At 34.9% G+C, this 12,419-nt stretch carries 9 protein-coding genes; 8 read left to right on the forward strand and 1 reads right to left on the reverse strand.

Annotated elements, in window-relative coordinates; translation table 11 throughout:
* Positions 1-457 precede the first annotated feature (457 nt).
* The 6 genes from JOD96_RS06180 to JOD96_RS06205 all read left to right on the forward strand — a co-directional run bounded on the left by JOD96_RS06180 (position 458) and on the right by JOD96_RS06205 (position 8,212).
* Positions 458-886 carry a hypothetical protein gene (locus tag JOD96_RS06180; RefSeq protein WP_209563407.1) on the forward strand — a complete coding sequence of 143 codons (429 nt, stop codon included), beginning with the start codon at positions 458-460 and terminating at the stop codon, positions 884-886.
* Complete coding sequence (locus tag JOD96_RS06185) at positions 883-1,281, forward strand: hypothetical protein (protein WP_209563408.1); 399 nt, start codon at positions 883-885, stop codon at positions 1,279-1,281. The genes JOD96_RS06180 and JOD96_RS06185 overlap by 4 nt, the downstream gene beginning before the upstream one ends.
* A gap of 69 nt (positions 1,282-1,350) precedes the next feature.
* On the forward strand, positions 1,351-1,800 hold the full coding sequence (locus tag JOD96_RS06190; protein ID WP_209563409.1) for a hypothetical protein: 450 nt from the start codon (positions 1,351-1,353) through the stop codon (positions 1,798-1,800).
* Positions 1,801-2,346: 546 nt separating this feature from the next.
* Positions 2,347-2,745: a hypothetical protein gene (locus JOD96_RS06195; protein WP_209563410.1), complete on the forward strand. Its 399-nt coding sequence runs from the start codon at positions 2,347-2,349 to the stop codon at positions 2,743-2,745.
* Positions 2,746-2,964: 219 nt separating this feature from the next.
* Positions 2,965-5,871, forward strand: a complete 2,907-nt coding sequence (locus tag JOD96_RS06200; RefSeq protein WP_209563624.1) for an FAD-binding and (Fe-S)-binding domain-containing protein — start codon at positions 2,965-2,967, stop codon at positions 5,869-5,871.
* Between the two features lie 406 nt (positions 5,872-6,277).
* Positions 6,278-8,212 carry an amino acid permease gene (locus JOD96_RS06205; protein ID WP_209563411.1) on the forward strand — a complete coding sequence of 645 codons (1,935 nt, stop codon included), beginning with the start codon at positions 6,278-6,280 and terminating at the stop codon, positions 8,210-8,212.
* A gap of 222 nt (positions 8,213-8,434) precedes the next feature.
* Here JOD96_RS06205 and JOD96_RS06210 read toward each other — a convergent pair whose 3' ends face one another.
* Positions 8,435-9,637 carry an aminotransferase class I/II-fold pyridoxal phosphate-dependent enzyme gene (locus JOD96_RS06210; RefSeq protein ID WP_209563412.1) on the reverse strand — a complete coding sequence of 401 codons (1,203 nt, stop codon included), beginning with the start codon at positions 9,635-9,637 and terminating at the stop codon, positions 8,435-8,437.
* A 411-nt stretch (positions 9,638-10,048) separates the two neighbouring features.
* Here JOD96_RS06210 and JOD96_RS06215 point away from each other — a divergent pair, with 411 nt between their 5' ends.
* Positions 10,049-10,504: an Lrp/AsnC family transcriptional regulator gene (locus tag JOD96_RS06215; protein WP_209563413.1), complete on the forward strand. Its 456-nt coding sequence runs from the start codon at positions 10,049-10,051 to the stop codon at positions 10,502-10,504.
* Between the two features lie 443 nt (positions 10,505-10,947).
* The gene (gene lpdA / locus JOD96_RS06220) at positions 10,948-12,351 is read left to right on the forward strand and encodes a dihydrolipoyl dehydrogenase (RefSeq protein WP_209563414.1); all 1,404 of its coding nucleotides are present in this window, start codon (positions 10,948-10,950) and stop codon (positions 12,349-12,351) included.
* The last annotated feature ends 68 nt before the right edge of the window (positions 12,352-12,419 follow it).

Raw genomic sequence — 12,419 nt, forward strand, 5'->3', positions numbered from 1 at the left:
TGCTTTTGTATTTTGTAGATTTAAATTTCCGTGGAGAATCTAGGTCATTAATGTTTGAAATCGTAATGCTTGTATATATTATACCATCATATACGGTTCTATTCGTTTCTTCTTTATCTATTTATTTTGACGAAACAAACTCTAAAGAATATCATTTTTTTATACCAATATTTTTTTATTGTGTTATTATATTTTTAGAGTTATTTTATTTTAAGATGAAAGAGGCATTCAGTTTTATTTATCTCCCAATTTTTGTAGCTTTTTTTCCATTATATATTTTGAAATATTATCGAAAATATATAAAAGGAGAAAATAGTTAATATTTGAGAATTTAGACGATTAGAGATTGATGATAATCCGTTCGATATCGCGGATTTGCAAACCGTGCACACACACACAGAAAAAATCGACAAAGTAGCAAAGAATAAGAAGATTGAAGAAAATTAAGATTTGATAATTGGAATGGGCACAGATTACAAATCCGCGCTATCGGGTTGATGCATCAGCAAGAGCTCATGATGTAGGATATGATTTTGTAGGTGCCGAGGGAGCTTATGGTGCGACAATGGATAAAAGCGCGCTTCAAGCAGATATTCAGCTTGTTCGAAGTGCTAATAAAGTTATTAATATGTATGCAAAGAAAGAAATTGATCCCTTTACTAAAAATTGTGTTTCTAAAGAAACATTAGAAAGAGCTAAAAAAGTTGTTACATTATTTTCGGTACTGTGCAAAATTAAAGGCATTGATAAAACGGAAAGTATTATTAAACAAAAAGCAATGTCTCAAGCATTAGATGTATGGCTGAGTAATATAGATTTGACAATTGATGATGTTATTAATCCAGTCAATGAATCAGGGAAAAAAGTTAAAAAATTCTACAAATGAAAATGATTAAGTGGTTAAGTGTCTTTATTGTGGTTATAGTTATTTCCATTTTTGTGTATTGGCTAAGTTTTGCAATTCTTTATTCTTATGGAGCAGGAGGCCAAGGCAGGATAAAAAACTATCAATTTGGAATAAGTACAAGTATCATTAAAAATGAAATATTTTCGATTTGTCATAAAAAATCAAGTATAAGTTGTAAAGATTCTATAAGTGATTTGGGAGGAGGATATAAACAAAAATTAATTGTTATTAAAATAGAGAAGGATTCATTTATAATAAAAGATGCTGAAGGAGGAGATTTATATACAAGTTACAATTTAATTTCTATTAATGGCAAAATCGATGATGATTTTGGCTGGTTTTCCTTTGAAAAACATAAAAACATAAAAACATAAAAACATAAAATTATTTGAAAAAGAAATTATCGACCCATTATCAAAGAAATACAAATATGAAAAATTAGAATGACAAAAAATATAAGTTATATTTTAGTTACACTTGTTTTAGGTTCTTTCATCTTTTATTTATCTCTATATTTTATTGGAGGTTACTATGTTGGAAGCTATGGAAGTGGTAAAATAAAAATATATGAATTTGCAACAAAAAAAGAGAATTTAGAAAAGGAATTAAATAGAATTTGTAGTGTTTCTAAAAATATTTCTTGTAAAGATTCGATTAATTATATTGGCAGAACTTATAAAAAATCATTAGTAATAAAATTAAATTCTCAACCAATTTATGTTCTAAAATTATCAGGTGAGGCAAACTATAGCGATCTTCATTTGATCTACATAAACGGTAAATCAAATGACGATTTTGGATGGTTTTCTTTTGAAAAACATAAAAAAGTAAAATTATTTGAAAAAGAAATTATCGAACCATTATCTAAAAAGTTTGAAAGAATTGACGAATAATGATTTGATGAAAAAAGGGAAATGAGTAAACTAATAAAATATATAGTTACCTCAAAAGTTTAAAAGAGTTGAAAAATATATACATATATGCTGAGTAATTTCATTCAAATAAGTTTACTAATTTTTATCATTTATATTTCTTATAAATCAGATTTTTTGATAGTGTTTAATTACATTATAGGTTTTGAGTTGGTAGTGTTTTTTACCAATTTAAATTTTCAAGGACATACTAGATATAAAGAAGAAATTATAGTATTCCTCTTAAATCTTTTTTTGTATTCAGTTTTGTTTTGCTCTTCCGGATTCATTTATTTTGATGAAGAAAATGATAAAAAACATTATTTTTTTATACCGTTTCTTGTGTATCTAGTTATTATGATTTTTTTAGGTAGGCAAGATTTTTTTATGGTTGTGTTACCTATTTCAATAGCTTTCTTTCCATTATATATTTTAAAATATTATAGAAAATATTAAAAATAAATGAATAAATAAATAAATTCAATTGACAATAAATTATAATTAATTCGCTAAAATCAAAAGTCTCAAATGAAAATTATTAAATGGTTAGCTATTTTAGGCAGTACAGCGCTTAGTATGGTTGTATTATATTGGATCGGTTTTGCTATTCTTTTTTCTTATGGTGCAGGCGGACCAAAAAGGATCGAGGCATATGAATTTAAAATAACCAAAAAGAATTTACGACAAGAGTTAAAAATGATATGTAGCAATTCAAATTATCTATCCTATAAAGATACTATTGATGATAACGGATTTACAAAAACATTAGTTACAATACAAATCACAGAAGAAAACAATAAAACAGTTTATGATTTACGTTTATGGAATATGGGAAGTGATGAAATTACAAGTTTTTATCTTTATTATATAAATAGCAGATCAAGTGATTATTTTGGATGGTTTTCTTTTGAAAAACATAAAAAGTAAAATTATTTGAAAAAGAAATTATCGAACCATTATCTAAAAAGTTTGAAAGAGTAGAATAGTAAATGAATATTAAATAGATTATAATCAATAATTAAAACATGGCGCTCCCGTCCAAAATCCCAATTTTATAATCCAATCACAAAAAAACTTAGAACCTTAGTATCTTAGAACCTCAGAACCTTAAAAAAAACTATTTTTGTGAAATCATATTCAGCAAAAATGTCAATACTTAAGGATTTAGAACAATTATCAGCGTCGTTGGAAGGAACACTTTTATACGATGATCTTCATAAAACGCTTTATTCGACCGACGCTTCGGTTTATCGAATAAAACCAAAAGCGGTTGCCGTGCCCAAAACGATTGAAGATATTTCCAAACTTATCAGGTTTGCGGCGCGCCATAATGTTTCGGTTACGCCGAGAACTGCCGGAACTTCGCTGGCCGGGCAGGCGGTTGGTGACGGAATTGTAATTGACGTTTCTAAAAACTTTACCAAGATTCTTGATTTTGATGCTGTAAAAAAAACGGTTACGGTACAGCCGGGTGTAATTCGAGATGAACTGAATTTGTTTTTGAAACCACACGGGGTATTTTTCGCACCGATTACTTCGACTTCAAACCGTGCTATGGTGGGCGGAATGGTTGGAAATAATTCGTCTGGAACTACTTCTATCCGCTACGGTGTTACACGTGATAAGATCGTGGAGCTAAAAGGACTTTTGAGCGATGGATCTGAAGTTGTTTTTAAGGATTTGACTTCTGCTGAATTTATCGAAAAAACCAAAGGAGATACTTTAGAAAATAAAATATATAAAACCATTTACGACGAACTTTCCGTTAAGGCGACTCAGGAAGAAATTGTAAAGGAGTTTCCAAAACCGGAAATTCACCGCAGAAATACAGGCTATGCTGTTGATATTTTACTGAAATCGGATTTGTTTGGAGGTCAGGAACCCACAATCAATCTGGGGAAACTGCTTTGCGGAAGCGAAGGAACTTTGGTTTTTACAACAGAAGTGACCTTAAAAGTAGACGATTTGCCTCCGGCACATAATATTATGGTTGTGGGGCATTACCACACCATTCAGGAATCACTGGAATCTGTGGTTGTGGCGATGAAGCATCATTTGTATACCTGCGAGATGATTGACGACACCATTTTGGATTGTACCAAAACAAATCGTGAACATGTTAAAAACCGTTTCTTTTTGGTAGGTGAACCCAAAGCAATTATGATGTTTGAAGTCGCATCTCACAGTCTGGAGGATGCCGAAAAACAAGCCGATGCCTTAATAGCCGATTTAGAAAAACATAATTTTGGCTATGCCCGTGTAAAGATTTACGGGAACGATATTGACAAAGCAAACGAACTCAGAAAAGCCGGACTTGGACTTTTGGGAAGTATTGTAGGCGACAATAAAGCGGCCGATTCTATTGAAGATACTGCCGTTGAATTGAGTGATTTACCGAATTATATTGCTGAATTTTCGGCAATGATGTTAAGTCACGGTCAGGAAGCGATTTACTATGCGCATGCGGGTGCGGGTGAATTGCACCTTCGGCCGGTTTTGAATTTGAAGAAAACGTCTGATTTAAAATTATTCAGGACCATTGCAACCGAAGTGGCTCATTTGGTTAAAAAATACAGAGGTTCGTTAAGCGGTGAACACGGCGACGGAATTGTACGCGGGGAGTTTATTCCGTTTATGATTGGCGAGAAAAATTATGAATTGCTGAAACGTATTAAATTGGCTTTTGACCCCAATTCGGTTTTGAATATAGGTAAGATTGTCAATGCTTTAAAGATGGATGAAAACCATCGTGTGGTTTCGGGCAGGGTAGAACCGGATATTAAAACGTTTCAGGATTTCTCAGACAGTTTAGGCATTTTGCGTGCTGCCGAAAAATGTAACGGTTCGGGCGATTGCCGAAAATTACCATCGGCAGGAGGAGCAATGTGTCCGAGTTATCGCGCAACCAAAAATGAAAAGGAAACAACACGTGCGAGAGCGAATGCCTTGCGTGAGTATTTGACCTATTCGGAGAAAGAAAACAAATTTGACCAAAAAGAATTATACGAAGTTTTTGAGTTGTGCGTAAGCTGTAAAGCCTGCGCGAGCGAATGTCCAAGTAATGTGGATGTGGCCACTTTGAAAGCCGAATTTTTATACCAATATCAAAAAGCAAACGGATTCTCTACCCGAAATAAGATTTTTGCCAATAACGCCAAGCTCAATAAAATGGGAAGTAAGTTTCCGTCGATTACCAATTTTATTTCAAATCAGTCAATTGTCAAGAAAACAATGGGGATTGCACCAGAGAGACAAGTTCCGTTGTTGGCAAAAACTACTTTCAGAAAATGGCATGAAAATCATAAACCAGCAGCAACAGATTTTCCAAACGGAAGATTATATCTGTTTGTAGATGAATTTACAAATTATTATGATGTCAATATCGGAATTGATGCTTTTGAATTATTAACGAAATTAGGGTATCAGGTTTTGGTCGTAGATCATGAAGAAAGCGGAAGAGCGTATCTTTCTAAAGGTTTTCTGGAAGAAGCCAAGAAAATTGCCAATCATAATGTAAATGTTTTTAAAGATTTAGTATTAGGAAACGCACCTTTGGTTGGTCTTGAACCTTCGGCAATTCTTACTTTTAGAGACGAATATCTGCGTTTGGCAGATGATAAGGAAAGTGCAGAAAAGCTGTCCGGAAATTCCTTTACGATTGAAGAATTCTTTAAAAAAGAAATTATCGATGGCAAAATCCGACCAGATTCTTTTTCAGAAGAAAAGAGAGAAATCAAAATTCACGGACATTGCCATCAGAAATCTTTGAGCTCTGTTGAAGCAACCTTTGCGATGCTCAATTTACCTACCAATAATACAGTGACAATTTACAACTCAGGCTGTTGCGGAATGGCGGGTTCTTTTGGGTATGAAAAAGAACATTATAGTGTGAGTATGCAAATGGGAGAAGATACACTTTTCCCCAAAATACGGGCCACAGCCGAAAATGTAAAAATCGCCGCAGCAGGAACAAGCTGTCGACACCAGATTTATGACGGAACGAAACGCGAAGCACAGCATCCGGTTAGTATTTTGAGAAATTGTTTGAAATGAGAAATGGCACGCGGATGAACACGGATTCACTTCGTGAAAACGCGGATAAACGCGGATTTTTTTTTGTTTCACGCAGATTTGGCAGATCTAGCGGATTTAATTCGATTTAGTTATAAATAAATCTGCGCGCATCTGCTTAAATCTTTTAAATCTGCGTGAAATAATTTGTGCTAATTTGTGAAATTTGTGGCGAAAAAAAAACTTTCCATCTTAGCGTCTAAGTGGCAAAAAAATAAATCTGCGTAAATCAGTTTAATCCGCATAATTCGCGGGCAAAATAATTCACCACAAAAAACACACAAAACAAAATCGTTTTATATATTTGAAATCAGGATAATTTTTGCATTATTTGCAAAATAAAACCACAAAGACCTAAATATATTAATTTATAAAAGCAAAACCACATATGGCATTATCAGGTTTATTCCGAAAAAAAACGGTGCAGGATATTCTCAAGCAAGTTGCAAAAAACGAAGCAGATGGTCATAATGCTCTTGGAAAACATTTGACGACCAGGGATTTAACTGCCTTTGGAATCGCAGCAATTGTTGGAGCAGGTATTTTTAGTACTATCGGAAAAGCCAGTGCAGATGGTGGTCCGGCTGTTATTTTCTTGTTTTTATTTACAGCTTTAGCTTGTAGTTTTGCAGCTTTTGCCTACGCCGAGTTTGCCTCTATGGTTCCGGTATCAGGAAGCGCTTATACATATTCTTATGTTGCTTTTGGAGAAATTATTGCCTGGATAATTGGCTGGGCTTTAATCATGGAATATGCCGTTGGAAATATAACGGTCGCCATATCGTGGAGTGATTATTTTACCGGACTGCTCCATAGCGGCGGTATAGATTTGCCACAATGGATACAGATGGATTATTTAACCGCTTCAAACGGTTATAATGATGCGATGGCCTTAAAACAGGCAGGCAAATTATATGAAAATTTAAGTCCATCGTTGCAAGCTGCCTATACCGCCTGGACAACTGCACCAAAAATTGGATCTTTTCATTTTGTGGCGGATTTACCTGCTTTATTTATCATTGTTTTAATTACTGCTTTGGTTTACAGAGGGATGAAAGAATCTCGTAATGCAAGTAATGTAATGGTTGTTGTAAAATTATGTATTGTTCTTTTAGTTATTGCTGTCGGAATATTTTATGTAGATACAGCCAATTGGGATCCGTTTGCACCAAATGGAGTAGGAGGCGTTTTAAAAGGAGTTTCGGCTGTATTCTTTGCTTATATTGGTTTTGATGCCATTTCGACAACTGCAGAAGAATGTAAAAATCCACAGCGTGATTTACCAAGAGGAATGATGTGGGCAATTATAATATGTACCATTTTATATATTGCCATTGCTTTGGTTTTAACCGGAATGGTTCGTTATAACGAATTAAATGTTGGAGATCCTCTGGCTTTTGTTTTTGAGAAATTAGATCTTAAATGGATGTCGGGAATTATTGCTGTAAGTGCTGTAATTGCTATGGCAAGTGTCTTATTGGTTTTTCAAATGGGACAGCCACGTATCTGGATGAGCATGAGCCGTGATGGTTTATTGCCAAAGAAATTCTCTACGGTGCATCCAAAATTCAAAACACCTTCTTTCGCAACAATCGTAACGGGTTTTGTGGTTGCAGTTCCGGCTTTGTTCTTGAACCTAACAATGGTAACAGACTTGTGCAGTATTGGGACTTTATTTGCCTTCGTATTAGTTTGTGCCGGAGTGTTGGTTTTACAAAACAAACCAGAAATTCCGAGAGGGAAATTTAAAACACCTTATGTAAACTCAAAATTCATTCTTCCATTATTAATGATTGCCGGATTGTATTACGCTTTTGCTTTCAACAATAAGGCAACAATGGCTTTTATTAATAATGAAGCACAAATTAATGATCCAACGACAATTATTACGTCTTTAGATAAAACAGAATCTGAAAAGGTTTTTAATTATTTAAAAAGCATAGAAGTAAATAACAAAACTGCCGAAACTTCAGATTTAGAGCATTTATTAGGACAATACCAGGACGATGAAGCAAAATATACAGAAGTTGTAAAAGGTCTGCCAATTAATGATTCATTAAAATACGAATCAGGTTTTAGCTTATTCAAACACAAGATCCCAATGTGGATTTTCCTATTCGTTTTAGTAGGATTAGCCGTTTGGGCTTTCAGAAAAAACCTTTCTCTAATTCCGCTTTTAGGATTAATCTGCTGCCTGTACATGATGGCCGAACTAAGCGTTTGGAATTGGATTTATTTCACGATCTGGTTACTAATCGGATTGTTTATTTACTTTACTTATAGTAGAAAAAATAGTAAGCTGAACTTCGTGCAGGAAAGCTAGAAGTTAGAATTTATATGTAAAAAACCGTTCTGAAAATAATTTCAGAACGGCTTTTTTTTTGTCATCCTGACGAAGGAAGGATCACACTAGAAATTCTGTACTGAAATTCGTCCCTGCCTGGCTGATCCGCTTGGCCGAACCGCTTGTGTGATTCACTTTGTCGAATTACTTGTGGGATCCTTCCTTCGTCAGGATGACAAAATAAGTGCTTTAAATTATTGTCTACAAAACCCCAAGCTCCACCATACAAGTCTTCATCATCTCATAAGTACGCTGAATATCATTATCCAATCCGATAGAAAAACGAATCAAACCATCCGTCAATCCCATTTCTTTTTGCTCTTCAAGTGGAATTTCACTAGAAGTCGAGGTTCCAGGCGCGCTAAAAAGTGTTTTATAAAATCCTAAACTTACCGCCAGATAACCCAAATTTCTTGCTTGCATCAACTCCATTAATTCATTAGCTTTTGCCAAAGTTCCAACATCAATTGTCATCATTCCGCCAAAACCATATTCAGGATTAATCATTGTTTTGTATAATTCATGGCTTGGGTGGCTTTTCAGTCCCGGATAAACAGTTTTTAAACCATCAGCTTCAAATTGATCCGCCAGAAAATGCGCATTATGACTATGTTGTTTAATTCGGATATGAAGAGTCCTTAAATTTTTCATTACAGAAGCCGAACGCAAACTGTCCATTGTTGGTCCCAAAAGCATACTTGCACCCGTGTTTACATTTTTCAGCGAATTAATAAATTCTTTCGATCCACAAGTTACACCCCCAACCGTATCACTGCTTCCATTAATGTATTTTGTCAAAGAATGAATTACAATATCGGCCCCAAGTTTTGCCGGAGAAACAGATAAAGGTGAAAAAGTGTTGTCAACAACCAACTTTAAGTTGTATTTTTTAGCAATTGTAGCCAATCCGGCAATATCCGCAACTTCCAAAAGTGGATTACTTACCGTTTCACAATACAAAACTTTCGTTTTAGATGTAATTGCATTTTCCACAACATCCAATTTTGTAATATCTACAAAACTGGTTTCTATTCCAAAGCGAGGAGTAAAATTCTTCAAAAAGGCATAAGTGCCACCATAGATGGTTCTGCTCGAAACAATATGGTCGCCCGCGCCGCATAATTGCAAGAGTGTAGGCGTAATCGCCCCCATTCCCGAAGCCGAAACATTTGCCGTTTCCGTTCCTTCCATCGCCGCCAAAGCCTGATCCAGATACAAATTACTTGGCGAAGAATGGCGTGAATACAAATAACAGCCTTCCATATTGCCCTCAAATGTATCAAACATAGTTTTCGCCGAAAGGAAAGTATAAGTCGAAGAATCAGAAATCGACGGGTTTACACCACCAAATTCCCCAAAGTATTGCAAATCCTGAATTTTATCTGCTGGGTTAAAGTTTTTCATATAGTTAGTTTTTGTTTGTTTTGTTTCAAGTTTCAGGTTTTCAAGTTCCAACAGCGTGAAAGTTTAAACCTGAAACAAAATTTTTTAAGAGCTATTCCAGCTTTCCGTTTCAAGTCCTCATAAAAAAGTCAAAGTTTCTAATGTTCTAAAAAGAGCTTCCGTTGGTCGCTTTTTTAGAACAAGAAACTTATGCCTTTTTTACTCCGGGCTTTCCACTGCAATCTGGGCTAGGGCAGTCATTTTCAAAAGAAATTCTATTCAAAATAAGATCTAATAAGAAAATTAATCAACTGTAAAGTAAAAAAATAGATTTTAAAACTATAATAATGTATTTGTAATGATTTTTAATCTAAATTTGGATTCATAAAGACCAATCAATAGATTTTCTTTCATTTTCCAAAACAAACAAAAATGACTTTAGACGCTACAGATAAAAAACTTCTGGTTTTGCTTCAAACCGATAGTAAAAAAACAACCAAAGAATTGTCATTAAAACTTGATCTTTCTGTTACAGCGGTATATGAGAGAATCAAAAAATTAGAGCGCGAAGGCATAATAAAAAACTACGTCGCCCTAGTCGATAAATCCAAAATTGAAAAAGGATTTGTGGTGTTCTGTCATTTAAAACTCATTCAGCACACCAAAGAATTCCTAACCAAGTTTGAAAGCGAGGTTGTCAAACTCAACGAAGTTCTTGAATGTCACCACGTAAGCGGTGATTATGATTATATTTTGAAAGTGCTGGTAAAAGATATGGAAGCGTATAGAGAATTCTTAGTAACCAAACTGACTTCGCTTCAACATATTGGCAGTACACAAAGTATGTTTATGATTAGTGAAGTGAAGAACTCGACAGTGATTTTCTAAGATACTAAGGTTCTGAGTTGCTGAGTTTCTGAGTTTAGGGCAAAAGGTTTTTTTACTCATTTTATGTCATCCTGAGGAACGAAGGATCACACAAGAGACTCCACATGCTGAGTCGACAATCTTTGTTGAGTTACGAATGCGATCCTTCGTTCCTCAGGATGACAAGTTTGTGTGTTAACTTCGTGTTCAAGACTTTATAAAAAAACAAAAATCTGCTAAAATCTGCGTGAAACCTTTTTTCATTTTTTTTTAATCAAATCAAAACTTTGCTACTCGCGACTTTGCGAGACTAAAAAATGAAGCTTAGCGAATATTGCGTAAATCTTAGCACCCCTCGCGGTTAAGTCCTCCCTTCAAATTTCAAACAAAAAACATTGAAATTTAAACTTTAAACAAAACTTTATTCCTTAATTTTGTATCGCTAAAAATAAAATAGACAAACTATGAGTTCATTTGACGTAGTCATTATAGGTTCAGGTCCTGGCGGATATGTATCAGCAATTCGTTGCGCACAATTAGGTTTTAAAACTGCTATCGTAGAAAAGTATAACTCTTTGGGCGGAACATGCCTTAACGTAGGTTGTATTCCTTCAAAAGCATTATTATCATCTTCTCATCATTATGCAGAAATTGCACATTTTGCAGATCACGGAATCGAAGTTTCCGGAGATGTAAAAATCAATTTAGAGAAAATGATTGCGCGCAAGCAAGCAGTTGTAGATCAAACCGTAGGTGGAATCAACTACTTAATGGATAAAAATAAAATCACTGTTTTCACAGGTTTAGGTTCTTTTGTAGATGCAACGCACATTGCAGTTGCAAAAGCAGACGGAACATCTGAAACTATTGAAGCAAAATATACTGTAATTGCTACAGGATCAAAACCATCTTCTTTGCCTTTCATCAAAATTGACAAAGAAAGAATCATCACTTCTACAGAAGCTTTGGCTTTAAAAGAAGTTCCAAAACACTTGGTAATTATTGGTGGTGGCGTTATCGGAATCGAGCTTGGACAAGTTTATCTTCGTCTTGGAGCCCAGGTTTCTGTAGTGGAATTCATGGACAGAATTATTCCTGGAATGGACGGTTCTCTGTCTAAAGAATTGACTAAAGTATTGAAAAAACAAGGAATGAAATTTTACGTTTCTCACAAAGTAAAATCAGTTGAAAGAAACGGCGATGCTGTTGTAGTTCAGGCTGAAAACGCAAAAGGAGAAACAATTACCCTTGAAGGAGATTATTCATTAGTTTCTGTTGGTCGTCGTCCGTACACAGATGGATTGAATGCTGACAAAGCCGGAGTTAAAATCTCAGACAGAGGACAAGTTGAAGTAAACGACCATTTACAAACTAACGTTCCGAATATTTATGCAATTGGAGACGTTGTTCGTGGAGCAATGTTGGCACACAAAGCAGAAGAAGAAGGAACTATGGTTGCTGAAATCTTAGCAGGTCAAAAACCTCATATCGATTATAACTTAATCCCTGGTGTTGTTTACACCTGGCCGGAAGTTGCCGCAGTTGGAAAAACGGAAGAGCAATTGAAAGCAGAAGGAATTGCATATAAATCAGGAAGTTTCCCATTCAAAGCTTTAGGACGTGCAAGAGCAAGTGCTGACTTAGACGGATTTGTAAAAATCCTTGCTGACGAGAAAACAGATGAGGTTTTAGGAGTTCACATGATTGGTGCCCGTACAGCAGACTTAATTGCTGAGGCGGTTACTGCAATGGAATTTAAAGCGTCTGCTGAAGATATTTCAAGAATGAGCCACGCGCATCCAACTTTCGCGGAGGCGGTAAAAGAAGCAGCACTGGCAGCTACTGAAAACAGAGCAATACACGTATAAGTTATTACGAAAATCATATTTTGACCGTCAGAAATTTATATTCTGGCGGTTTTTTTTGTTTTCTAAGA

This window comes from Flavobacterium sp. 1355, assembly GCF_017833415.1.
Classification (GTDB): Bacteria; Bacteroidota; Bacteroidia; order Flavobacteriales; family Flavobacteriaceae; genus Flavobacterium.

Bases quoted from the DNA above. Each gene is read 5' to 3' on its own strand.
- JOD96_RS06185 (WP_209563408.1), top strand. From the start codon at position 883: ATGAAAATGATTAAGTGGTTAAGTGTCTTTATTGTGGTTATAGTTATT.
- JOD96_RS06190 (WP_209563409.1), top strand. From the start codon at position 1,351: ATGACAAAAAATATAAGTTATATTTTAGTTACACTTGTTTTAGGTTCT.
- JOD96_RS06195 (WP_209563410.1), top strand. From the start codon at position 2,347: ATGAAAATTATTAAATGGTTAGCTATTTTAGGCAGTACAGCGCTTAGT.
- JOD96_RS06200 (WP_209563624.1), top strand. From the start codon at position 2,965: ATGTCAATACTTAAGGATTTAGAACAATTATCAGCGTCGTTGGAAGGA.
- JOD96_RS06205 (WP_209563411.1), top strand. From the start codon at position 6,278: ATGGCATTATCAGGTTTATTCCGAAAAAAAACGGTGCAGGATATTCTC.
- JOD96_RS06210 (WP_209563412.1), bottom strand. From the start codon at position 9,637: ATGAAAAACTTTAACCCAGCAGATAAAATTCAGGATTTGCAATACTTT.
- JOD96_RS06215 (WP_209563413.1), top strand. From the start codon at position 10,049: ATGACTTTAGACGCTACAGATAAAAAACTTCTGGTTTTGCTTCAAACC.
- lpdA (WP_209563414.1), top strand. From the start codon at position 10,948: ATGAGTTCATTTGACGTAGTCATTATAGGTTCAGGTCCTGGCGGATAT.